Annotated in this window: 20 protein-coding genes and 4 tRNA genes; 12 read left to right on the top strand and 12 right to left on the bottom strand. The window is 70.2% G+C overall.

Annotation, left to right across the window (positions count from 1 at the left end):
* Positions 1–106: 106 nt before the first annotated feature.
* Positions 107–442: a histone-like nucleoid-structuring protein Lsr2 gene (locus IAG42_RS16980; protein WP_188337828.1), complete on the bottom strand. Its 336-nt coding sequence runs from the start codon at positions 440–442 to the stop codon at positions 107–109.
* A 314-nt stretch (positions 443–756) separates the two neighbouring features.
* Between IAG42_RS16980 and purS the strand changes: the two genes are divergently transcribed.
* From purS to purL, 3 genes are read left to right on the top strand one after another with little or no spacing between them, the layout of a single operon-like run.
* Entirely contained in the window at positions 757–1,023 is a 267-nt protein-coding gene (purS, locus tag IAG42_RS16975; RefSeq protein ID WP_188337827.1) for a phosphoribosylformylglycinamidine synthase subunit PurS, read from the top strand.
* Positions 1,020–1,703 (top strand): phosphoribosylformylglycinamidine synthase subunit PurQ, encoded by a 684-nt coding sequence (gene purQ, locus IAG42_RS16970; RefSeq protein WP_188337826.1) that lies wholly within the window; start codon positions 1,020–1,022, stop codon positions 1,701–1,703. The genes purS and purQ overlap by 4 nt, the downstream gene beginning before the upstream one ends.
* The gene (gene purL, locus IAG42_RS16965; protein ID WP_188337825.1) at positions 1,700–3,949 is read left to right on the top strand and encodes a phosphoribosylformylglycinamidine synthase subunit PurL; all 2,250 of its coding nucleotides are present in this window, start codon (positions 1,700–1,702) and stop codon (positions 3,947–3,949) included. Before purQ ends, purL begins: the two co-directional genes overlap by 4 nt.
* A 70-nt stretch (positions 3,950–4,019) precedes the next feature.
* Here the strand turns inward: purL and IAG42_RS16960 are convergent, their stop codons facing one another.
* Positions 4,020–5,516, bottom strand: coding sequence for an MFS transporter (locus IAG42_RS16960; protein ID WP_223206037.1), 1,497 nt, complete (start codon positions 5,514–5,516; stop codon positions 4,020–4,022).
* Positions 5,517–5,633: 117 nt separating this feature from the next.
* Here IAG42_RS16960 and IAG42_RS16955 point away from each other — a divergent pair, with 117 nt between their 5' ends.
* The 3 genes from IAG42_RS16955 to IAG42_RS16945 all read left to right on the top strand — a co-directional run bounded on the left by IAG42_RS16955 (position 5,634) and on the right by IAG42_RS16945 (position 7,683).
* Positions 5,634–6,278 (top strand): TetR/AcrR family transcriptional regulator, encoded by a 645-nt coding sequence (locus IAG42_RS16955; protein ID WP_188337824.1) that lies wholly within the window; start codon positions 5,634–5,636, stop codon positions 6,276–6,278.
* 10 nt (positions 6,279–6,288) lie between these two features.
* Positions 6,289–7,092: a maleylpyruvate isomerase family mycothiol-dependent enzyme gene (locus IAG42_RS16950; protein WP_188337823.1), complete on the top strand. Its 804-nt coding sequence runs from the start codon at positions 6,289–6,291 to the stop codon at positions 7,090–7,092.
* A gap of 90 nt (positions 7,093–7,182) precedes the next feature.
* Positions 7,183–7,683 (top strand): META domain-containing protein, encoded by a 501-nt coding sequence (locus IAG42_RS16945; RefSeq protein WP_188337822.1) that lies wholly within the window; start codon positions 7,183–7,185, stop codon positions 7,681–7,683.
* 37 nt (positions 7,684–7,720) lie between these two features.
* Here IAG42_RS16945 and IAG42_RS16940 read toward each other — a convergent pair whose 3' ends face one another.
* A complete protein-coding gene (locus IAG42_RS16940) occupies positions 7,721–9,148 on the bottom strand; it encodes a sulfatase family protein (RefSeq protein ID WP_188337821.1) in 1,428 nt (475 codons plus the stop codon).
* A gap of 115 nt (positions 9,149–9,263) precedes the next feature.
* Entirely contained in the window at positions 9,264–9,359 is a 96-nt protein-coding gene (locus IAG42_RS38575) for a putative leader peptide (RefSeq protein WP_384618887.1), read from the bottom strand.
* Between the two features lie 276 nt (positions 9,360–9,635).
* On the opposite strand from IAG42_RS38575, the gene purF reads away from it, so the two are divergent.
* Positions 9,636–11,162, top strand: a complete 1,527-nt coding sequence (purF, locus tag IAG42_RS16935; protein ID WP_188337820.1) for an amidophosphoribosyltransferase — start codon at positions 9,636–9,638, stop codon at positions 11,160–11,162.
* A 43-nt stretch (positions 11,163–11,205) separates the two neighbouring features.
* Complete coding sequence (gene purM, locus IAG42_RS16930) at positions 11,206–12,270, top strand: phosphoribosylformylglycinamidine cyclo-ligase (RefSeq protein ID WP_188337819.1); 1,065 nt, start codon at positions 11,206–11,208, stop codon at positions 12,268–12,270.
* A 138-nt stretch (positions 12,271–12,408) separates the two neighbouring features.
* Here purM and IAG42_RS16925 read toward each other — a convergent pair whose 3' ends face one another.
* Both IAG42_RS16925 and IAG42_RS16920 read right to left on the bottom strand, forming a co-directional pair.
* Positions 12,409–12,672, bottom strand: coding sequence for a DUF3073 domain-containing protein (locus IAG42_RS16925; RefSeq protein WP_188337818.1), 264 nt, complete (start codon positions 12,670–12,672; stop codon positions 12,409–12,411).
* 263 nt (positions 12,673–12,935) lie between these two features.
* Positions 12,936–14,030, bottom strand: a complete 1,095-nt coding sequence (locus tag IAG42_RS16920; protein ID WP_188337817.1) for a Leu/Phe/Val dehydrogenase — start codon at positions 14,028–14,030, stop codon at positions 12,936–12,938.
* A gap of 222 nt (positions 14,031–14,252) precedes the next feature.
* Between IAG42_RS16920 and IAG42_RS16915 the strand changes: the two genes are divergently transcribed.
* Both IAG42_RS16915 and bldC read left to right on the top strand, forming a co-directional pair.
* Complete coding sequence (locus tag IAG42_RS16915) at positions 14,253–15,098, top strand: hypothetical protein (protein ID WP_188337816.1); 846 nt, start codon at positions 14,253–14,255, stop codon at positions 15,096–15,098.
* 487 nt (positions 15,099–15,585) lie between these two features.
* The gene (bldC, locus tag IAG42_RS16910) at positions 15,586–15,792 is read left to right on the top strand and encodes a developmental transcriptional regulator BldC (protein WP_003949541.1); all 207 of its coding nucleotides are present in this window, start codon (positions 15,586–15,588) and stop codon (positions 15,790–15,792) included.
* Between the two features lie 550 nt (positions 15,793–16,342).
* Here bldC and IAG42_RS16905 read toward each other — a convergent pair.
* The 3 genes from IAG42_RS16905 to hrpA form a co-directional block, all read right to left on the bottom strand.
* Positions 16,343–16,567 carry a DUF6274 family protein gene (locus IAG42_RS16905; RefSeq protein ID WP_188337815.1) on the bottom strand — a complete coding sequence of 75 codons (225 nt, stop codon included), beginning with the start codon at positions 16,565–16,567 and terminating at the stop codon, positions 16,343–16,345.
* 350 nt (positions 16,568–16,917) lie between these two features.
* A tRNA-Asp gene (locus tag IAG42_RS16900) sits at positions 16,918–16,992 on the bottom strand.
* A 96-nt stretch (positions 16,993–17,088) separates the two neighbouring features.
* A complete protein-coding gene (gene hrpA, locus IAG42_RS16895; RefSeq protein ID WP_188337814.1) occupies positions 17,089–21,114 on the bottom strand; it encodes an ATP-dependent RNA helicase HrpA in 4,026 nt (1,341 codons plus the stop codon).
* A 126-nt stretch (positions 21,115–21,240) separates the two neighbouring features.
* Here hrpA and IAG42_RS16890 point away from each other — a divergent pair, with 126 nt between their 5' ends.
* Both IAG42_RS16890 and IAG42_RS16885 read left to right on the top strand, forming a co-directional pair.
* Entirely contained in the window at positions 21,241–22,335 is a 1,095-nt protein-coding gene (locus IAG42_RS16890; RefSeq protein WP_188337813.1) for an ABC-2 transporter permease, read from the top strand.
* A gap of 37 nt (positions 22,336–22,372) precedes the next feature.
* The gene (locus tag IAG42_RS16885; protein ID WP_188337812.1) at positions 22,373–22,819 is read left to right on the top strand and encodes a hypothetical protein; all 447 of its coding nucleotides are present in this window, start codon (positions 22,373–22,375) and stop codon (positions 22,817–22,819) included.
* A gap of 49 nt (positions 22,820–22,868) precedes the next feature.
* Here the strand turns inward: IAG42_RS16885 and IAG42_RS16880 are convergent.
* From IAG42_RS16880 to IAG42_RS16870, 3 genes are all read right to left on the bottom strand, one after another.
* Positions 22,869–22,942, bottom strand: a tRNA-Phe gene (locus tag IAG42_RS16880).
* Between the two features lie 22 nt (positions 22,943–22,964).
* Positions 22,965–23,039: transfer RNA gene (locus tag IAG42_RS16875), tRNA-Asp, on the bottom strand.
* 38 nt (positions 23,040–23,077) lie between these two features.
* A tRNA-Glu gene (locus IAG42_RS16870) sits at positions 23,078–23,150 on the bottom strand.
* Between the last annotated feature and the right edge of the window lie 16 nt (positions 23,151–23,166).

Here is a 23,166-nt window from a genome sequence, read left to right as displayed (position 1 = left end):
GGCTTTTTCGGCCTTGCCCCTCGGCGTGCTCCAGACTCTAGCTGACCAGCGGGGGTGCAGCGCAAGTCGGTTCCCGCGAGGGGCTCCTGACGGAGGGACGCGCGCCTCAGTTGGCCTCGGCGAACGCCTCGTAGACGCGCTTGGGGATTCGGCCGCGCGGCGGCACGTCGAGCTGGTGCGAGCGGGCCCAGGCGCGCACCGCGGCCGGGTCCGGGCTCACGGCCGTGTGTTTGTACGTGACCGCGACCTTCGGGGTGCGGCCGGCTCCGGTCTGCTTGCGCCCGGCCTGCAGGTACGGGGCGAGGGCCTTGCGGAGCTTTTTCGCATTGGCTTGATTCAGGTCGATCTCGTACGACTTGCCGTCGAGGCCGAAGACCACCGTTTCCGCCGCTTCTCCGCCGTCGATGTCGTCAAACAGAGTGACCACGACACGCTGCGCCACGAATATCGGTCCCTTCGTCCGGCATCCCGCTTTGACGTGCGGTGATGTCGACTGTCCTGCCCTTGATGTGCCCTTGGTAATTCCTTTTTACCCTGCCTGGCATTGTGCTGGGAAGGCCAATAGAAAACCTCCGCGTGTCTACCGTCCCCGTTTTCCGGGTGCCTCGCTCGGGTTTTCCCGTAATTTTCCGTACGGATCTCGGAGCGTTGCCGTGACGTGACGCGGATCTCGTAGCTTCCTACCGTCTACGCGAGTAGAAGATTTGGGCGGGTACGCTGAACGAACCTGCTCAGCACCACACACCGGGAGTGCCAGTGGCACGCGTCGTAGTCGACGTCATGCTCAAGCCGGAGATCCTCGACCCCCAGGGCCAGGCGGTGCAGCGTGCGCTGCCGCGCCTCGGTTTCGACGGCATCTCCGACGTCCGTCAGGGAAAGCGTTTCGAGCTCGAAGTGGACGGGCCGGTGGATGACGCCGCCCTCGCCCGTATCCACGAGCTGGCGGAAACCTTCCTCGCCAACACCGTGATCGAGAACTTCACCGTGAAGGTCGAAGAGCTCGCGGTGGGGGCCGAAAAGTGACCGCTCGTATTGGCGTCGTCACCTTTCCCGGTTCGCTCGACGACCGGGACACCCAGCGCGCGATCCGTCTGGCCGGTGCCGAGCCGGTGGCCCTGTGGCACAAGGACAAGGATCTGAAGCAGGTCGACGCCGTCGTCCTGCCCGGCGGCTTCTCCTACGGCGACTACCTGCGGGCGGGTGCCATCTCGCGCTTCTCGCCCGTCATGGAGACGCTGATCGACCAGGCGAAGGCGGGCCTGCCCGTCCTGGGCATCTGCAACGGGTTCCAGGTCCTCACCGAGGCCCACCTGCTCCCCGGCGCGATGCTCGGCAACGACCACCTGCACTTCATCTGCCGCGACCAGAAGCTGCGGGTGGAGAACGCGGGCACCGCCTGGACGGCCGACTACGAGACCGGCCAGGAGATCCACATCCCGCTGAAGAACATGGACGGGCGGTACGTCGCCGACTCGTACACGCTCGACAAGCTGGAGGCGGAGGGCCGCGTCGTCTTCCGCTACATGGACTTCAACCCGAACGGTTCGCTGCGCGACATCGCCGGCGTCACGAACGAGGCGGGCAACGTCGTCGGTCTGATGCCGCACCCGGAGCACGCCGTCGAGCCCCTCATCGGGTCCGGCCGCACCGACGGTCTCCCCTTCTTCACCTCGATCCTCAAGAAGCTGGTCGCCGCCTCATGAGCCTCGACACCGTAGAGAACGCAAGCAAGACCCCCGACGTCGAGCTGCCCTGGGCCGAACTCGGCCTCAAGAAGGACGAGTACGAGCGCGTCGTCGAGATCCTCGGCCGCCGCCCGACCGGCGCCGAGCTCGCCATGTACTCGGTCATGTGGTCCGAGCACTGCTCGTACAAGAGCTCCAAGGTGCACCTGCGCCAGTTCGGCGAGAAGGCCCCCCAGTCCGACGCCATGCTCGTCGGCATCGGTGAGAACGCGGGCGTCGTCGACGTCGGCCAGGGCTACGCCGTCACCTTCAAGGTCGAGTCGCACAACCACCCGTCGTACGTCGAGCCCTACCAGGGCGCGGCCACCGGCGTCGGCGGCATCGTGCGCGACATCATCGCCATGGGCGCCCGCCCGGTGGCCGTGGTCGACCCGCTGCGCATGGGCGCCGCGGACCACCCGGACACCAAGCGCGTGCTGCCCGGCGTCGTCGCCGGCATCGGCGGCTACGGCAACTGCCTGGGCCTGCCGAACATCGGCGGCGAGGTCGTCTTCGACGCCTGCTACCAGGGCAACCCGCTGGTCAACGCGGGTGCCATCGGCGTCATGCGGCACGAGGACATCCACCTCGCGAAGGCGTCCGGCGCGGGCAACAAGGTCATCATGTACGGCGCCCGTACGGGCGGCGACGGCATCGGCGGCGCCTCGATCCTGGCATCCGAGACCTTCGACGACGCCAAGCCGTCGAAGCGTCCCGCCGTGCAGGTCGGCGACCCCTTCCAGGAGAAGCTCCTCATCGAGTGCACCCTGGAGGCCTTCAAGGAGAAGCTCGTCGTCGGCATCCAGGACCTGGGCGCCGCCGGCATCTCCTGCGCCACCAGCGAGCTGGCGTCCAACGGCTCGGGCGGCATGCGCGTCGAGCTCGACGACGTGCCGCTGCGCGACTCCACGCTCTCGCCCGAGGAGATCCTCATGAGCGAGTCGCAGGAGCGCATGTGCGCGGTCGTGGAGCCCGAGAAGGTCGAGCGCTTCCTCGAGATCTGCGACAAGTGGGACGTCATCGCGACCGTCATCGGTGAGGTCACCGACGGCGACCGCCTGGAGATCTTCTGGCACGGCGAGAAGATCGTCGACGTCGACCCGCGCACCGTCGCCCACGAGGGCCCGACCTACGAGCGCCCCTACGCCCGCCCCGAGTGGCAGGACGCGCTCCAGGCCGACGACGCGAACAAGCTGGCCCGCCCGTCCTCCGCGGACGAGCTGAAGCAGCAGGTCCTCGCGGTCGTCGCCTCGCCGAACCAGGCGTCGAAGAAGTGGATCACCTCGCAGTACGACCACTTCGTGCAGGGCAACACGGTGCTTGCGCAGCCCGAGGACTCGGGCATGATCCGCATCGACGAGGAGACCGGCCTCGGTGTCGCCATCGCGACGGACGGCAACGGCCGCTTCGCGAAGCTCGACCCGTACACCGGCGCGCAGCTCGCCCTCGCGGAGGCGTACCGCAACGTGGCGACGACCGGTGCCAAGCCGCTCGCCGTCTCCGACTGCCTGAACTTCGGCTCGCCCGAGGACCCGGCCGTCATGTGGCAGTTCGCCGAGGCCGTCCGCGGTCTGGCCGACGGCTGCCTCCAGCTCGGCACCCCGGTGACCGGCGGCAACGTCTCGCTGTACAACCAGACGGGCGAGGCCGCGATCCACCCGACCCCGGTCGTGGCGGTCCTCGGCGTGATCGACGACGTCGCCCGGCGCACCCCGGTCGCCTTCCAGGAAGAGGGCCAGCTCCTCTACCTGCTCGGTGACACGCACGAGGAGTTCGGCGGCTCGGCCTGGTCGCAGGTCGTCCACGACCACCTGGGCGGCATGCCGCCGAAGGTGGACCTGGAGCGCGAGCGCCTGCTCGGCGAGATCCTGATCTCGGCTTCCCGCGACGGCATGATCGACGCGGCGCACGACCTGTCCGACGGCGGTCTGATCCAGGCCGTGGTCGAGTCGGCGCTGCTCGGCGGCAAGGGCGCGCGCCTGGTCGTCCCGGACGGCCTGGACGCGTTCACCTTCCTGTTCTCCGAGTCGGCGGGCCGCGCTGTCGTGGCGGTGCCGCGCAGCGAGGAGCTCCGCTTCAACGACATGTGCGGTGCGCGGGGTCTGCCCGTCACCCGCATCGGTGTCGTGGACGGTGACGCGGTCGACATCCAGGGCGAGTTCGCGCTCCCCCTGGAGGAGCTGCGCGCGGCGCACGAGAACACGATCCCGGAGCTGCTGGCGTAAGCCTTCGGGTACGTCTTCCGGTACGTCACGAAGTCCCCGTCCGCTCCTGCGGACGGGGACTTCGCGCGTGCTACGGCCGGGCCGCCCCGGCGCCGACGGCGACCTGGGCCGGCGCCCCGTCCCGCTTCGGCAGGCGCGTGGCCAGCAGGGTGCCGAGCAGCATCAGGGCGGCGCCGCACCAGAAGACGATGCCGGTGGCGTGGACGAAGTCCTGGACGGCCGCCGCGTGCGCGGAACCGTGCAGGGACGGGATCGTGTTGACGTCGGTGGCCAGGAGCCGGAAGAGGATCGTGCCGAACAGGGCGGCGCCCAGCGCGTTGCCGAGCGTCTGGAAGAAGCGGATGCCGGTCGTGGCGACGCCGAGGAGCGGGCGGGGCGCGGCGTCCTGCACGAGGAAGACGAGCTGCCCGATGAGCTGGCCGAAGGCGATCCCGGCGAGGAACAGTTCGGCCCGGATCAGCCACAGGGACGTGTCGGGGGACAGCGTCGTGGCGAGGAGCGCGAAGACGGCGGCCATGGTGAGGGTGCCGGAGAGCGTGGCGGTCCGGGCCGGCCAGTCGAGACGGCCGGCGACGAGGCCGGCGCCGGTCATACCGACGGCCATCGGCAGCAGGTAGAGACCGGCGTCGGAGCTGGACAGGCCGCGGGCCACCTGGAGATAGACCAGCACGTAGTAGATGGCGCACATCATCGCGGCGCCGGTGATGCCCTGGACGACGAAGCCCCAGCGCAGTTCGGGGATCCGGAACAGGGACAGGGGGAGCAGCGGGTCGGCGGCGGTGGCCTGGCGCCGTACGAACAGGGCGAGGCCCAGCACGGCGGCGCACAGCAGGCCGATGATCTGCGGGGAGCCCCACGGGTACGTGCGGCCGCCCCACTCCATGGCGAGCAGCAGCGCGGTGGAGAAGCCGGCGGCGAGGGCGGCTCCGGCCCAGTCGAGCGGGCGGCGCACGGGGTGGTCGGGGAGTTTCAGGACGAGCGCGCCGGCGACGAGGACGGCGATGCCGAGCGGCAGGTTCACGTAGAAGATCCAGCGCCAGTTCGCGTGGTCGGTGAGGAAGCCGCCGAGCCAGGGGCCGAGGGCCATGCCGCCGCCCGCGACGATGCCGCCGATCCCGCCGCCCTTGCCCGCGCCTTCCTCCCCGGGGTCCTTGAGGTGCGCCATCACGACCATCGTCACGCTCATCAGTCCGCCGCCGCCGAGGCCCTGGAGGGCGCGGGCGGCGATCAGCTGGGTCATCGACTGGGCGAGCCCGCACAGCGCCGAGCCCAGCAGGAAGGTGGCGACGGCGCCGAGGAAGACGTGCTTGGCGCCGAGGGTGTCGCAGAGCTTGCCGTACAGCGGGAGCATCGCGGCGGCCGCGAGGGCGAACGCGCTGACCAGCCAGGGGAAGCGGTCGATGCCGTGGGCGGGGTCGAGGTCGCGGACGATCGGCACGGCGGCCGCGGACACGATCTGCAGGTCGAGGACGGCCAGGACGATCGTGAAGAGGCAGACGAACATGCCGATCGCGCGGGCCGCCGGGGTCATCGCTCCGGGCGTCTTCGGTGCGGGCGTCTCAGTCATGGGCTCACCGTGCCCGAGAAAATGTATCGGGTCAATCTTTTTGCTCGGATCAAATTTCGGTGGGGATGAAAATTTTGCCCGGCTTAAACTTCGACCACGGCTTGGTACGGTTCCGGCATGGCTGAAGACGGCGGACCCGGACTGCGCGAGCGCAAGAAGAAGCAGACGGCGATCAAGGTGTGGCGCACCGCGGTCGACCTGTTCCTGGAGCACGGCTACGAGCAGGTGTCCGTCGCCCAGATCGCCGAGGCCGCCGAGGTCTCGAAGATGACGGTCTTCAACTACTTCAAGACCAAGGAAGACCTCCTCATGGGCCCCATGGAGGAGCACGTCGAAGACCTGGCCGAGGCCATCAGGGCGCGCCCGGACGGTAGTTCGGCCGTCGACGCCACCCGCGCGATGGTCCTCCGCAAGATCGCCGACCGGGACCCCTCGATCGGCCTCAGCGAGCAGGGCAACGAGCTGGCGCTGATCCAGCTCGTCCAGCGCACCCCGGTGCTGGCCCGCCGCGCCATGCTCTGGTCGGTGCGCGGCGAGCGGGCCGCCGCGCTCGCGCTCACCGAGGAGACCGGCGACGCGCTGCTCTCCTCCGTCGCCGCGGCCCAGCTGTCCGGCGTGGTCAGCGCCCTGATGAGCGAGCACCACCGCAGGATCCTGGCGGGCGAGTCCCCGGCCGCGGTCGCGGCGGACGCCGGGGAGCGCGCCGAGCGGGCGTTCGCCCTGGTCGAAAAGGGACTGAGCGGATTCGCGGTGCGGGCGTAGGGTCACCGTCATGCCCGCGCCCAGGACCTCCAGAAAACGTCAGCGCTCCTACGACGCCGAGAAGTTGCGGACCGCCGTACTGGCCCAGTTCGCCGCCCTGCGCACGGCCGTCGAGGCCCTCACACCGGAGCAGCTCGCGGCGCCCACCCGGCTCGGCGACTGGACCGTGCGCGAGCTCGCCGCGCACCTCACCATGGCCGTCGGGATGCTGCCCCGCGCCCTCGCCGAACCCGCCCCGGCCCGGGCCGAACTGACGCTGATGGACTATCCGGCGCTCACCGCGCCCGCCGCCCCCGCCATCGACACGCGCGTCCACGAACTGGCCGCCGCTCCGCTGGGCGAGCTGTACGCGCAGGTCGCCGAGGGGCTCGACACGTACCTGCCGGCCGGGGTCGACGGCGAACGGCCGCTGGCCCACCGGGTCGGGGCCATGACCCTGACCACCGCCCTCGTCACCCGCGCGGTCGAACTCGCCGTCCACACCGACGACCTGAACGACGCCCTGCCCGGACTCGGCCTGCCCGTCGAGCGGCAGCTGCTCGCCGCTGCGACCCGCTTCCTCGCCGACGCGCTCGCCGTGAAGGCGCCCGGCGCGTCCACCGAGGTGCGGATCCCGCCGTTCGCCGTCGTCCAGTGCGTCGAGGGCCCCCGGCACACCCGCGGCACCCCGCCGAACGTCGTGGAGACCGACCCGCTCACCTGGATCCGCCTCGCGACGGGCCGTACGAGCTGGCGGACCGCCCTCGACGACGCGGCGGTCAGCGCGAGCGGCGAACGGGCCGATCTGGAGGCCCTGCTTCCGATCATGGCGTGACGCCGAAGGTCTTGGAGTGATGCCTCGGGTCTTGGAGTGACGTCTCGGGCCGGGCGGAACCGATCCGGGGGTCTGCCCCGTCCCATCGCCATGCCGATACGAACCACCCCCCGCGCCCTGCTCACCACGACGCTCAGCACCGCGCTCGCGGTGACCGCCCTCGCCGCGCTCACCGCCTGCGGCACCGAGAAGGCCCCCGGCGCCGGCCGCCCCGGTCCCGGGACCGTGACGACCGACACCCCGCTGGTCGGCACGGAGTGGCAGGTCACGGGCCTGCGCTCGGCCGGCACCGAGACCGCGCTGCCGAAGGCCGCCCGGGACCGGGCCCGGGTCGTCCTGCACAAGAACGGCCGGGTCGACGCCCGCCTCGGCTGCAACACCGGCAGCACCAAGGCCACGGTCGAGGGCGACCGCATCACCTTCGGCCGGCTGATCACGACCAGGATGGGCTGCTTCGGCCCCGCCGCCGACCTGGAGAAGGCGATGACATCGGCCCTCGACAGCGAGGCCCGCTACGCGATCAAGGGCGACCGGCTCACCCTGACCACGAAGGACGGCAAGGGCGTCACCCTGACCGCCAAGACCTCATAGCCGCTGACCGCCAAGACCTCGTAGCCGCCCGGAGCACTCAGGCCGGATACGGCAGCAGTTCCTTGTCGACGCGCTCCCAGACCGCCTTCAGCCCGGCCAGCCGCTCCGGCTCGTCCGCCGCCCGGTCGGCCTGTTCGCGGCGGTCCGCCGACAGGTCGAAGAGCCGGTCCCGGCCGTCCTTGCCCCGGTAGTACTTCCAGTCGCCGCGCCGCACGGCCCGCTCCCCGCGCACCCGCCAGAACAGATCGCGCTCCGCGAGCTCCTCGCCGCGCAGCAGGTACCCGGCGAGGCTCGTGCCGTCGAGCGGGTGTGCCGGGTCGGGCCGGGCGCCGCCGATCTCCAGGAGCGTCGCCGTCCAGTCCGGTGTGAACACCGGCTCGTGGCTGACCTGTCCGGCGTCGAACCGGGCCGGCCACCGCACGATCGTCGGGACCCGGATGCCGCCCTCCTGGAGCGAGGCCTTGTTGCCGGACAGCGGCCAGTTGTACGAGAAGCGCTCGCCCCCGTTGTCGGACGCGAAGAAGACCAGCGTGTCCCGCTCCTGGCCGGACTCCTTCAGCGCGGCGAGCACCTGCCCGACCGACCGGTCCAGGTCCTCGACCATCTCGGTGTACTTCTCCACCGAGCCGCCGTCGTCGTGGAACAGGGCCCGCCGGTCCCCGGCCTCGATCCGCCGCACGACCTCGGCGCTCGCCTCCTCGTCCCCGTCGGCGATCCACGGCCAGTGCGGCGTCGTGAAGTTCAGGTTGAGCAGCCACGGGGTGTCCCCGTGGTCGCGGCGCACGTACTCGCTCGCCCGCTCGGTGAGGATCCGGGTGTAGTACCGCAGGTCCTTGTACTCGGCGTCGCCCTCGTACAGGTCGTACTCCCCGCCGAGCCCCAGCTTGGAGTAGTACTCCAGGGCCCCGCCGAAGTTCCCGAAGAACTCGTCCCAGCCCGAGCGGGTGGGCGAGTAGTCGGGCAGGTAGCCGCAGTGCCACTTGCCGATGAGCGCGGTCGAGTAGCCCGCGCCCCGCAGCAGCGAGGCGAGCGTCGGATGGTTCGGGTCGAGCCCTGCGGACCGGTCGGCGATCGGCTCGGCGAGCCCGCCCTCGGTCCGGCCCGGATAGCGGCCCGTGTAGAGGCTGAACCGGGTCGGCGAGCAGGTCGCGGACCCGCTGTACGCGTCGGTGAACCGCACGCCCTGCCGGGCCAGCCGGTCCAGGTGCGGGGTCCTGATGTGCGGCGCCCCGTACGAGGACAGATCGGCCCAGCCGAGGTCGTCGCCGAGGATGAACAGGATGTTGGGCCGGCGGGAGCGCCGCCCGGCGGCGGCGCGGAACGGCCGCTCCCGAGGGGCGTCGGTCACGGCAGGGGCGGTGGCGGCGGCGGGTGTGGCGGCCGTGCCGAGCGCGGCGACGGTCGCCGAGGCGCCGATCACCCCGCCGAACGCGCGCCGGGACAGCTTCGAGGCATGCGAGGACATGAAGGCTCCAGGAAGGAGGGCGAAGGGGGAGAACGGGTCAGGGCCCGCTCCTCCGGCGCAAAGGAGCGACTCGCTGGAACCCGGGAACGCGGGATCTGAACGGCGGAGAACGCGCTCAGAAGGCGCGGCGACAGATGGCGCTCGCGACACGGACCAGGTCGACGTGGCGGCGCCCCACAAGGGTGACCGTACGGTCACGGAGTGGCTGCATGACCCAGGACGATGCCGATCGTGACGTACACCTGTCAACGCCGTTCCGTCCTGTGGACAACGGCCCCGGGGCGGCGGCAACGCGAGTTCCGTCACACCCTCCCCGGGCCCGCCGTGAGCCGGACGAAGGCCACGTTTGCGCAGGTCAAAGGCGTAAGAGGGGTCGGGGTGGCCCCGCCCGGGAGACCCCGGCACCGGGGGCGGCCCGCGTTCGTCAACGCGGGTAGCGCTTGTCCCCAATTCGGACCAGTGGTCGATCCCGTCTACACTCGGTGGCGTGCCACGTGGTGACGGTCGACTCAATCACGATCTGCTCCCCGGCGAGAAAGGCCCCCAGGACGCTTGTGGCGTCTTCGGTGTCTGGGCTCCGGGCGAAGAGGTCGCAAAGCTCACGTACTTCGGGCTCTACGCCCTCCAGCATCGGGGTCAGGAATCCGCGGGAATCGCGGTCAGCAACGGCTCCCAGATCCTCGTCTTCAAGGACATGGGCCTCGTGTCCCAGGTCTTCGACGAGACTTCCCTAGGTTCGCTCCAAGGTCATATCGCGGTCGGTCACGCCCGCTACTCGACCACCGGGGCCTCCGTGTGGGAGAACGCCCAGCCGACGTTCCGCGCCACCGCGCACGGTTCGATCGCGCTCGGCCACAACGGCAACCTGGTCAACACGGCGCAGCTCGCCGAGATGGTCGCCGCCCTCCCCAAGGAGAACGGCCGCGCCACCCAGGTGGCGGCCACCAACGACACCGACCTGGTGACCGCGCTGCTCGCGGGCCAGGTCGACGACGACGGCAAGCCCCTGACCATCGAAGAGGCCGCGCACAAGGTGCTGCCCCAGGTCCAGGGCGCTTTCTCCCTCGTCTTCATGGACGAACACACCCTCTACGCCGGCCGTGACCCGCAGGGCATCCGCCCGCTGGTCCTCGGCCGCCTCGAGCGCGGCTGGGTGGTCGCGTCCGAGTCCGCCGCCCTCGACATCTGCGGCGCCAGCTTCGTCCGCGAGATCGAGCCGGGCGAGTTCGTCGCCATCGACGAGAACGGCCTGCGCACCTCCCGCTTCGCAGAAGCGAAGCCCAAGGGCTGCGTCTTCGAGTACGTGTACCTGGCCCGTCCCGACACGGACATCGCGGGCCGGAACGTGTACCTCTCCCGCGTGGAGATGGGCCGCCGCCTCGCCAAGGAAGCGCCGGTCGAGGCCGACCTCGTCATAGCGACGCCGGAGTCGGGCACCCCCGCCGCGGTCGGCTACGCGGAGGCCAGCGGAATCCCGTTCGGCAACGGCCTGGTGAAGAACGCCTACGTCGGGCGCACGTTCATCCAGCCCTCGCAGACGATCCGCCAGCTCGGCATCCGGCTGAAGCTGAACCCGCTCAAGGAAGTCATCAAGGGCAAGCGACTGGTCGTCGTCGACGACTCGATCGTGCGCGGCAACACCCAGCGCGCCCTGGTCCGCATGCTCCGCGAGGCCGGCGCCGCCGAGGTCCACATCCGGATCTCGTCGCCGCCCGTGAAGTGGCCCTGCTTCTTCGGCATCGACTTCGCGACCCGCGCCGAGCTCATCGCCAACGGCATGTCGGTCGAGGAGATCGGCACCTCCCTGGGCGCCGACTCGCTCTCCTACATCTCCATCGACGGCATGATCGAGGCGACCACCATCGCCAAGCCGAACCTCTGCCGCGCCTGCTTCGACGGCGAGTACCCGATGGAACTGCCGGACCCCGAGCTCCTCGGCAAGCAGCTCCTGGAGACGGAACTGGCCGCAGGTCCTGCCGCCACCGCCGCGGCCGACGCGATCCGTCGGCCGTAGGCGCCCTAGTTCTCGTATCCACCAACCCGAAAGATCCCAGGCAATGTCTGAGACTGGTGCCAGCTACGCGTCCGCGGGCGTCGACATCGAGGCGGGCGATCGCGCCGTCGAGCTGATGAAGGAGTGGGTGAAGAAGACGCAGCGCCCCGAGGTCCTCGGCGGCCTCGGCGGTTTCGCCGGCCTCTTCGACGCCTCCGCCCTCAAGAAGTACGAGCGCCCGCTGCTCGCCTCCGCGACCGACGGCGTCGGCACGAAGGTGGACGTGGCCCGCCGCCTCGGCGTCTACGACACGATCGGCCACGACCTGGTCGCGATGGTCATGGACGACATCGTGGTGTGCGGCGCCGAGCCGCTCTTCATGACCGACTACATCTGTGTCGGCAAGGTCCACCCCGAGCGCGTCGCCGCCATCGTGAAGGGCATCGCCGAGGGCTGCGTCCTCGCCGGCTGCGCCCTGGTCGGCGGCGAGACGGCGGAGCACCCGGGCCTGCTCGGCGCGGACGACTTCGACGTCGCGGGCGCCGGCACGGGTGTCGTCGAGTACGACAACCTGCTGGGCCCGGATCGCATCCGCAAGGGTGACGCGGTGATCGCCATGGCGTCCTCCGGTCTTCACTCGAACGGGTACTCGCTGGTCCGCCACGTCCTTCTGGACCGCGCGGGCATGGCGCTGGAGCAGCAGGTCGACGAGCTGGGCCGCACGCTCGGCGAGGAGCTCCTGGAGCCGACCAAGATCTACTCCCTGGACTGCCTGGCGCTCACCAGCACCACCCAGGTCCACGCCTACAGCCACATCACGGGCGGCGGCCTCGCGGCCAACCTGGCCCGGGTGATCCCGGACGGCCTGCACGCCACGGTCGACCGCTCCACCTGGACCCCGGGCGCGATCTTCGACCTGGTCGGCAAGGCCGGCTCCGTCGAGCGCCTGGAGCTGGAGAAGACGCTGAACATGGGCGTCGGCATGATGGCGATCGTCCCGCAGGAGTCCGTCGACGTCGCCCTCGCGACCCTCGCCGACCGCGGCGTGGACTCGTGGGTGGCCGGCGAGATCACCGACCGCGGCGACCACACCACGGGCGCCGAGCTCACGGGTGACTACGCGCGGTAGGACACGGTGCGGCGCCCCGGGCCCTCAGGGTCCCGGGGCAGCACAAAACCCGGTCCGGCGTGGTGACCACCCCGGACCGGGTGAGTGCAGCAGTATTCGGAGAACGAAAAACTGCTGGACGTACTACGTGCTACGAGGTCAAGCGCCGCGGCGCTGCGACGACGGACCGGACTCGTCGTCCTCGTCCTCATCGTCGTCGTACATATCCGCGTAGCGGGCGTACGGGTCCTCGTCGTCCTCCTCGTCCTCGAACGGCTCGCCGTTAGGCGGCTGATTCGAGACCGGATTCGACGTCGATGCGCCCAGCTCGTTGGCCAGACGCGACAGGTCAGTCCCGCCGCTGCTGTACTTCAGCTGGCGGGCGACCTTCGTCTGCTTGGCCTTTGCCCGGCCGCGCCCCATGGCTCGACCCCCTCGGTGACGGGGCTCGACGGCCCCAGAGTCTTGACACGCGTTCATGATCTGGAACGGGCTCTCCGCAGAGAGACCGGTCCGTAGGGCTTCCACGGTACCTGAGCCCACGCCCATACGGTACGTCGCCCGCAGGACGCGCGTGTGCGCAGGACCAGCCAGGAGCCCCGTCCTCGCTGGTCAGCTGCGATTTTAACCTCTTCTCGGCGGGCGACCCGCCGAGAAGAGTGACGCTCGTTACGCAGCGCCCGCGATCATGCGCGGCCGCGCGCCTCCGCCATGCGCTGCTCGGCGATCCGGTCGGCCGCGGCGGCCGGCGGAATCCCGTCGGACTTTGCGCGAGCGAAGATCGAGAGCGTGGTGTCGAAGATCTTCGACGCCTTCGCCTTGCACCGGTCGAAGTCGAAGCCGTGGAGCTCGTCGGCGACCTGGATGACCCCGCCCGCGTTCACCACGTAGTCCGGGGCGTAGAGGATCCCGCGGTCCGCGAGGTCCTTCTCGACGCCCGGGTGGGCGAGCTGGTTGTTCGCCGCGCCGCAGACGACCTTGGCGGTGAGGACCGGCACGGAGTCGTCGTTGAGGGCCCCGCCCAGCGCGCACGGGGCGTAGATGTCCAGGCCCTCGACACGGATCAGTTCGTCCGTGTCGGCGGCGACCCGGACCTCGGGGTGCAGGTCGGTGATCCGGCGCACCGACTCCTCGCGCACGTCGGTGATCACGACCTCGGCGCCGTCGGAGAGCAGGTGCTCGACCAGGTGGTGACCGACCTTGCCGACGCCGGCGACGCCGACCGTGCGGCCGCGCAGCGTCGGGTCGCCCCACAGGTGCTGGGCGCTGGCCCGCATGCCCTGGAAGACGCCGAAGGCGGTGAGCACGGAGGAGTCTCCCGCGCCGCCGTTCTCGGGGGAGCGGCCGGTGGTCCAGCGGCACTCGCGCGCCACCACGTCCATGTCGGCCACATAGGTGCCCACGTCGCACGCCGTCACGTAGCGCCCGCCGAGCGAGGCCACGAAGCGCCCGTAGGCGAGCAGCAGTTCCTCGGTCTTGATGCGGTCCGGGTCGCCGATGATGACGGCCTTGCCGCCACCGTGGTCCAGGCCGGCCAGGGCGTTCTTGTACGACATGCCGCGCGCGAGGTTCAGCGCGTCGGCGACGGCCTCGGCCTCGGTCGCGTAGGGGTAGAAGCGGGTGCCGCCGAGGGCGGGGCCCAGGGCGGTGCTGTGGAGGGCGATCACGGCCTTGAGGCCGCTCGCCCGGTCCTGGCAGAGCACGACCTGCTCGTGCCCGCCCTGGTCCGAGTGGAACAGGGTCTGCAGCACGTCGGCAGCGGCGCCGGTCACATCGGTCACTGTGGTGACTCCCAAGTAAGTTGCGGCGGTTGAGCGGAGCCCCGTACGGGTGGCGGGTCTCCGTGGGCAGAAGACTAGAACGCGCCGGGGGCCGCCACCCGCGCAGTGCCCAGGATCACTCTCTCGCGTCAGGGCACTCCGTACGCCGGGGCGCGTGCGCCGGGGCCTGCCGTGGCACGATTTGCAGTGTTTTCCGGGTCGTGGTCGGGGGAGGGAGCAGCCGTGCCGAAGAAGGTGTCCTCGCCGACCGTCCCGTACGCCGCCTATCTGCGGGTCTACGAACCGCTGGCCGCGTTCCCGCAGCCCGAGCGCGGGCACTGGGAGCGCTACGCCCGGCGCGAGCACCTGCCCTCCTACCAGGACGAACTGCGCCGCTCGCTCGCCGATCTGCTGCCGACGCCGCCCGTGCCCGTGCCGGTCCACGAGAGCGACGACGCGTTCGTGCTGGAGGCGGACGGCGTGGTGTGCGTCTGTCCCTGGCGCACCCGGCTGCGCGGCTGGCAGGCGCTCGGCGAGCTGCCGGGCGTGCTGCCGCTGCCGGTCCTGGACGCGGTGCTCCCGCCGGTGGTGCGGCGGCAGACGGCCGACGATTACGAGCGCTGGCTGGAGCGGAACCCGGACGCGCGCCCCTGGATCCGCACCTCGACCTGGCACGTGCCGCTGAACTGGTTCGTGCTCGTCACCGACGAGGAGCGGGCCTACGAGCCGAAGAGCGCCGGCGGCGAGGCGTCCCTGCGGTACCGGACGCCGATGGTGCAGGCGCGGCGGCGGGTGGCGCGGGCGCTGAAGGCGCTGAAGGACGCGATCGACGAGGGGCCGCTCATCGACGGCCTGGTGGACGTGGGGCGCTGGCTCGAGGAGTTCCACCCGCGCTCGTACGTGGAGCTCGACTACGGCGGGCTCGTGCACACCCTGCCCGCGGAGCAGTTGGACGAGGACCACTCGGCGGCCGATGTCGCGGAGGGGATCGCCGCGCTGCGGGCCGGGGACGAGGCCGGCGCGACCGAGGCGTACGCGCGGCTCGTGGCACGCTGGCGTGCGGTGAAGGAACGGCAGAACGCCAACTGAGCGGACGGATGCGGGCCTTCAGGACCTACGTCCTGATCCGGGCGTTTGCATCAAGCGTGATGCAAGCGTGACGGACTGCACTTACTTCTCCCTTGCGCCCATCACCCCTCCTCGTGCCAAAATAGGACAAGGAGTCCGGGGAGGACTCTGTCCGCCCGACTAGGCACCACTTCGGGTGGATCACTCAGCATTGCACTGTCTTTGGGGGGTCTGGTGACTCCTGACGCCCCTGTGACTGATCGTCACAGGGGCGTGACTGTCCGCTATGGCATGGTCCATCGGCTTCCGTCGCTGATGAACACCTGGGAGGGCAATTCCATCGGTTTGGCCGACGCGGCTGGACGGATGGTGTAGTTGTAGTGCCGAGGACAAGCCGTTCGTCCTATAACCGACTCGACCCGTGTCCGCCATATCGGGCAACGCGGGTCAAGGTGCAGAATTTAAAGGAAAGAACCGAGAAGGTTCGGTTCTCCCGAGGAGGCCGCTCATGACCGCTCGCACCCCTGATGCCGAGCCGCTGCTGACCCCCGCTGAGGTCGCCACGATGTTCCGCGTCGACCCGAAGACGGTCACGCGCTGGGCGAAGGCTGGCAAGCTCACGTCGATCCGCACGCTCGGCGGGCACCGCCGTTACCGCGAGGCCGAGGTCCGCGCCCTGCTGGCGGGTATTCCGCAGCAGCGCAGCGAGGCCTGAGGACCCCGCAGAACGCGGTACATATCGGGCGTTTCGGGTCCCCCAACCCGTACTGCGCCCACCCCATAGCTCCACACGACGCGGGACCTGCCCCAACAGGCCCCCTTCTTATGAAGCGCCACGAAGCGTCATCTCCACTGCTTCACACGGTGCGTCGTCGATCGCGCTGGACTCCGCCGGGTCCAGCGCGATTTTTTTTGTGCCCTCAACCGGGCGCCGGCCGGGGAGCCGTGAGGCTCCGGCGGGGGTTCCGGTGCGGTCTTGGTGGGTCTTGGGGGAGTCTCGGCGGGGCCTCTGGCCAGAGCCTGACGGAGGGCTGACGGAGGGCCGGTGGGCGCCCGTAGAGGTGGTGCAATTGCACATATTAAATTGAGGAGTTGTAGGGCGGGTGTAAGAAACGGTGTTTCCAAAACAAGTTCGGTGACACCCGTCACATGCCCTGAATCTTGTTGCCGCAGATGCCCGTGCGCTAGAGGGGCCGGCGGGGGTGCGACAGTCTCCGACTCTCCCCAGGCTGCCATCTGACGGGCGGCCTGTGGGTCGGCTTTCGTCACCCCTTCGGGGGACTTTCGTCCTCACCCCCCTCGGAGGCGCTCTCACGGGCCGTCAGGACCTGTGTGAGGTCCTCGGGGGCGAGCTCCCCGCCCGGCTCCATGGCGAGCCGCAGGAGGCGATGGCAGATCGGGCAGTGCCGGGTGATGTGCCGGTAGCCCGAGGCCGCGGCGAGGTGCGCGCGCAGCAGGGCCCGGGTCTCGTGCCGTACGGGTGCCGCCATGCCGCCGCCTCCCCTCGCCCGGGTCGTGGTTCTGGCGTACCCAGGCGCGGCGCGCCCGTCAAGACGCCCGGAACGCCTTGAGCCCCGCCCGTACGCCCGACAAGAAGGCCCCGCGCTCAAAGGCGCGGGCTGGTCGAGCGCAGGGGGGAAGGCCGCACTGGACGACACGGGCCGGCTCAACGCACGAAGAAGGCCCGCACCTTGCGGTGCGGGCCTTCTGTGGCTGCGGTCCTGACGGGATTTGCTGGGTCGTCTGCGGCTTCGCCGCGGGCGCGGCCTCCGGAGGTGGTCCAGGGCGGTTGGATGCGCGAAGAAGGCCCGCACCTTGCGGTGCGGGCCTTCTTCTACTGCGGTCCTGACGGGATTTGAACCCGCGGCCTCCACCTTGACAGGGTGGCGAGCACTCCAAACTGCTCCACAGGACCAGGTTTCGCGGCGCTTTTTCTTCTGCGTTGCGCTGCGAGTAGGACAGTACAGCAGTGCAGGCCCACGCGTCGAACTCACCCCACGTGGCCACCCGGTTACGGCACGGCGGCGTCGATCGCCTTCACGATCCGCTTGTCCGAGACGGGGTGCGCGGTGCCCAGGGCGTGTGCGAAATAGCTGACCCGGAGCTCCTCGATCATCCAGCGGATGTCCAGGACCTCCTGCGGCACCGGCCGCCCCTGCGGCATCTGTTCGAGCAGCCAGGCGTACTCGTCCTGCATCTCGTGGACCTTCTCCATACGGGTGGTGTCCCGCTGGACGTTGGTCGGCATCTGCTGGAGCCGCCGGTCGGCCGCGACCAGGTACCGCATGAGGTCCGGCAGCCGGCGCGTCCCCGTGGCCGTCACGAAGCCCGGCTTCACCAGCCAGTTCAACTGGGTGCGCACGTCCTGGAGGTTGGCGAGCAGCACCGGGCTGTTCGTCGACTTCAGGCGCCGCTCGCAGGCCTGCCAGGCGGCCAGCACCTGCTGCACCTGGTCCACCGTGCGCACCGTCGCGTCGACGATCTCGGCCCGCACCTTCTCGTACAGCTTGCGGTACGACTCCTCGTCCCAGACGGGCCCGCCGAACTCCCCGATGAGCCGGTCCGCGGCCGCCATCGCGCAGTCCTCGAACAGCGCCTGGATCGAGCCGTGCGGGTTCGCGGAGAGGGAGAGCTTCGCCGCGTTGCTCAGCTTGTCGGAGGCGAACTTGCCCGGGTTCACCGGGATGTTGCGCAGGATGAGCCGGCGCGTGCCCTTCCACATGGCCTGCGCCTGCTCGGCCTCCGTGTCGAAGAGCCGTACGGAGACGGTGTCGCCGTCGTCGACGAGCGCCGGGTACGCCTTGACCGGCTGGCCGGCGCGGCGGGTCTCGAAGACCTTCGACAGCGTGCCGATCGTCCAGTCCGTCAGGCCCGTGCGCTCGACGGACTCCCCGCCGGAGCGCTCGGCCGTCGCCGCGGCCGCCTTGGAGATCGCCTGCCGGGCCTTCGGCTTCAGCCGGAGCTTCAGTGCCTCCAGGTCCTTGTCCTCGGCGAGCTTGCGGCGCCGCTCGTCGACGATCCGGAAGGTGATCTTCAGGTGGTCGGGGACGCGGGCGAGGTCGAAGTCGTCGGCCTTCACCGGGACCCCGACCATGCGCTGGAGCTCGCGCGCGAGCGTCGCCGGCAGCGGCTCCTGCAGGGGCACGGCCCGCTCCAGGAACGCCTTCGCGTAGTTCGGCGCCGGCACGTAGTTGCGCCGGATCGGCTTGGGCAGCGAGCGGATCAGCTCGACCACGACGTCCTCGCGCAGACCCGGGATCTGCCAGTCGAAGCCCTCGTCCGTCACCTGGTTGAGCACCTGGAGCGGGATGTGGACGGTGACGCCGTCCGCGTCCGCGCCCGGCTCGAACTGGTACGTCACCCGGAACTTCAGCCGGCCCTGCCGCCACGAGTCCGGGTAGTCGGCCTTGGTGACCGCCTCCGCGGACTCGCGGATCAGCATCGAGCGCTCGAAGTCGAGCAGCTCGGGCTCGTCCTTCTTCTTGTGCTTCCACCAGGAGTCGAAGTGCGCGCCCGAGACGACGTGCTCCGGCACCCGCTGGTCGTAGAAGTCGAAGAGCGTCTCGTCGTCCACCACGATGTCGCGGCGGCGCGCCCGGTGCTCCAGCTCCTCGACCTCGGTGAGCAGCTTGCGGTTGTCCGCGAAGAACTTGTGGTGGGTGCGCCAGTCGCCCTCCACCAGCGCGTTCCTGATGAACAGCTCGCGCGAGACCTCCGGGTCGATGCGCCCGTAGTTCACCTTGCGCTGGGCCACGAGCGGGACGCCGTACAGCGTCACCTTCTCGTACGCCATCACGGCCGCCTGGTCCTTCTCCCAGTGCGGCTCGCTGTACGTGCGCTTGAGGAGGTGCTCGGCGAGGGGCTCGACCCACTCGGGCTCGATCCTCGCGTTCACCCGCGCCCAGAGCCGGCTGGTCTCCACCAGCTCCGCGGACATGACGAACCGCGGCGGCTTCTTGAACAGCGCCGAGCCGGGGAAGATCGCGAACTTCGCGTTCCGCGCGCCGACGTACTCGTTGCGACCGCGGTCGCGGCCCGCCTGCTTGGGGTCCTTGGCCTGCGACTCCTTCGACTCCTTCACGTCCTTCATGCCGATGTGCGAGAGCAGACCGGACAGGAGGGAGACGTGGATGGAGTCGCCGGGGGCGTCCTCGTCGTTGAGATGGATGCCCATCTGCTTGGCGACCGTGCGCAGCTGCGTGTAGATGTCCTGCCATTCGCGGATGCGCAGGAAGTTCAGGAACTCGCGCTTGCACATCCGGCGGAACGCGGAGGAGCCGAGCTCCTTCTGCTGTTCGCGCACGTACCGCCACAGGTTGAGGAACGCCAGGAAGTCGCTGGTCTCGTCCTTGAAGCGGGCGTGCTGCTGGTCGGCCTGCTGCTGCTTGTCGGAAGGGCGCTCGCGCGGGTCCTGGATGGACAGCGCGGCCGCGATCACCATGACCTCGCGCACGCAGCCGTTCTTGTCCGCCTCCAGGACCATACGGGCCAGGCGCGGGTCGACGGGAAGCTGGGCGAGGCGGCGGCCCTGTTCCGTGAGCCGCTTGCGGACGTCCTTCTCCGCCGGGTTCAACGCGCCCAGTTCCTGGAGCAGTTGGACGCCGTCGCGGATGTTGCGGTGGTCCGGCGGGTCGATGAAGGGGAACTTCTCGATGTCGCCGAGGCCGGCCGCGGTCATCTGCAGGATGACGGAGGCCAGGTTCGTGCGGAGGATCTCCGCGTCCGTGAACTCGGGGCGGGCGAGGAAGTCGTCCTCCGAGTACAGCCGGATGCAGATGCCGTCGCTCGTACGGCCGCAGCGGCCCTTGCGCTGGTTGGCGCTGGCCTGGCTGACCGGCTCGATGGGCAGCCGCTGCACCTTCGTGCGGTGGCTGTAGCGCGAGATGCGGGCGGTGCCCGGGTCGATCACGTACTTGATGCCGGGGACGGTCAGGGACGTCTCCGCCACGTTCGTCGCGAGGACGATCCGGCGGCCCGTGTGGCGCTGGAAGACCCGGTGCTGCTCCGCGTGCGAGAGCCGCGCGTACAGCGGCAGCACTTCGGTGCTGCGTCCGACAGCGCCTCCCGCGCGGGCGAACTTCTTTTCCAGCGCGTCCGCCGTGTCGCGGATCTCCCGCTCGCCTGAGAGGAAGACGAGTATGTCGCCGTCGCCCTCGCGCTGGAGCTCCTCGACCGCGTCCGTGATCGCCGTGATCTGGTCGCGGTCGGAGTCGTCCGAGTCCTCTTCGAGGAGCGGGCGGTAGCGCACCTCCACCGGGTACGTACGGCCGCTGACCTCGACGATCGGGGCGTCGCCGAAGTGCCGCGAGAAGCGCTCCGGGTCGATCGTCGCCGACGTGATGACGACCTTCAGGTCGGGACGGCGCGGCAGCAGCTGCGCCAGGTACCCGAGCAGGAAGTCGATGTTCAGGGACCGCTCGTGGGCCTCGTCGATGATGATCGTGTCGTACGCGCGCAGGTCGCGGTCCGTCTGGATCTCGGCCAGCAGGATGCCGTCCGTCATCAGCTTCACGAACGTCGCGTCCTGGTTCACCTGATCGGTGAAGCGGACCTTCCAGCCGACCGCGTCGCCCAGCGGCGTGCGCAGCTCCTCCGCCACGCGCTCGGCGACCGTGCGGGCCGCGATCCGGCGCGGCTGGGTGTGCCCGATCATGCCGCGCACCCCGCGCCCCAGCTCCAGACAGATCTTCGGGATCTGCGTGGTCTTGCCGGAGCCGGTCTCACCGGCCACGATCACGACCTGGTGATCGCGGATCGCGTCGGCGATCTCGTCCTTCTTCTGGCTGACCGGGAGCTGTTCGGGGTACGTGACCTCGAGCTCGGCCCGGCGGGCACGGCGGGTGTCCGTGCGCACCGCGGCCTTCTCGGCCTCGGCGTCGATCTCGGCGACGACCGCGGCCCGGGCCTCGGGCTTACGGATCTTGCGGGCCCCTTCCAGCCTGCGACCGAGGCGGTGGGCGTCGCGAAGGGACAGCTCGGACAGGCGCCGCGCTACGGCGGCGATCCGGTCGGCGGCGGGGGCAGGCTGCGTAGACATACGTCCTCCAGGATCTCACCTCGGAGAAATTCGTGGCGAACGGTTTTGCCGCGGGCCCCGCACCCGGCGAGGGACGCGGGTCCTTCTGGGATGTATGCGGCTTATACGTGCTTTAGCGTGCAGGGTATGTCGCCCCTGGCCGATGACGAACAGCCGCGCCCGCACCCGCCGCACGGCGAGCACGGACGCCCGCCCACCCGGGCCGACCACTGGGCCAACTACAAGAAGTCCCCGTTCTTCCCCGCGACCGTCCTCGTCCTGATCCTCGCGGCCGCGGCCGCGCTCTTCGCCGCCGCCTACACGTACTCCATGGCCAACCCCACCCCGCACCACATCCCCACCGGCGTCACCGGCCAGTACGACCAGGCCCGCGGCCGGCAGTTCCTCGGCGCGATGGAGAAGGCGCTCGACGCCCAGCTCGACCTCAAGCCCTACGCCTCCCGGCAGGACGCCGCCGAGGCCATCGACGAGCAGCGCGTCTACGCCGTGTTCGACGTGCGGGACGGCGGCGACCGGGTCCTGCTCGACGTGTCCGGCGCCTCCGGGTTCTCCGTCGCCCAGGTCTTCACCGAGGCCGGACCCGCCGTCGGCAAGGCCACCGGCATCCCCGTCACCGTCCGCGACGTGCGCCCGCTGCAGAGCGGCGACCCGCGCGGCCTCACGATCTTCTACATCTCGCTCGCCGCCGTGATCATCGGTTTCGTCGGCGCGATCCAGCTCAGCGTCCACGCCCGCGCCCTGAACCCGGCCGAGCGGATCGCCTTCACGGCCGCCTACGCCCTGCTCGGCGGCTTCGCCGTCGCCGCCGTCGCCGACTGGTGGCTCGGCGCGGTCGACCTGCCCTTCGTCGAGTCCTGGCTGATCCTCGCGCTGACGATGTTCACCTGCGGCATGGTCTTCACGATGTTCAACACGTTCTTCCACCGCTGGGCGATGATCCCGACCTGGGGTCTGCTCGTGCTGCTCGGCAACCCCGCCTCCGGCGGAGCCGTCGCCCCGCCGCTGCTCCCCACCTTCATCGGCCGGGTCGGGCAGTGGCTCCCGCCCGGCGCCTCCGTCAACGCCCAGCACACGGCGGTCTACTTCCAGGGCCACCAGCACGCCTTCCCGTTCCTGGTGCTGACCGCCTGGTCCCTCGTCTCCTGCGCCCTCTTCTGGTTCTGGCGCCACCGCCACCCGGGCGGCCGCGGCACCCAGCCCCTGCACGCGGCCCCGGTGTAGCCCTCGTCCCGAGCCGCGCCGCCCGTAGGCTCCGGCCATGCCGAACGAACTGTCCGTGGTGGACCGCCTGAGCGTCCTGCCGTTCCCGGCGGGGCGGACCCGGCCGTCGGAGGAGGACGTGTGGGGCGGGCCCGGCCACCACCTCGCCGTGCTCCGCGAGAGCCGGGACTTCTGGGACAGCCGCGACGAGGAGATCGTCGAGGCGGCCGAGCAGGAGATCGAGTCCGCGCGCACGGCACTCGCCGCCCGGCTGACCGGACGCTGGGGCGCGCCGCACGCGATCGAGCTGTGGCCGTATCTGGAGACGGACGGCCCGGTGCCCGAACCGATGAGTTTCCTGAGCTGCATGGCCGGGAGCGTCCAGGTGTGGCGGCTGCCGGCCACCGACCGGTGGATCGGGCTCGCCGTGGGCCAGGCCGACCCGGAATGGCCCATTCAGCTGCTCCTGGCGGTCGGTGAGACCACGGTGCTGCCGGAGAACTGACCCGGAAACGACTTCGGGCCCCGTCCGATGGACGGGGCCCGAAGGCTTGTGGCTGGGGCCGGGGTCGAACCGGCGACCTATCGCTTTTCAGGCGATCGCTCGTACCAACTGAGCTACCCAGCCACGAAGTTCCGAAGAACTTCAGCGGTCCTGACGGGATTTGAACCCGCGGCCTCCACCTTGACAGGGTGGCGAGCACTCCAAACTGCTCCACAGGACCAAGCTGTTGCGCGACTAAGTGTCGCACAGTGTCTTGCGTGCCCCCAACGGGATTCGAACCCGTGCTACCGCCTTGAAAGGGCGGCGTCCTAGGCCGCTAGACGATGAGGGCTATCGGCCCGCCTGCG

This window comes from Streptomyces xanthii, from assembly GCF_014621695.1.
Taxonomy (GTDB): Bacteria; Actinomycetota; Actinomycetes; order Streptomycetales; family Streptomycetaceae; genus Streptomyces; species Streptomyces xanthii.
This window is presented reverse-complemented; position numbering and strand designations above follow the sequence as displayed.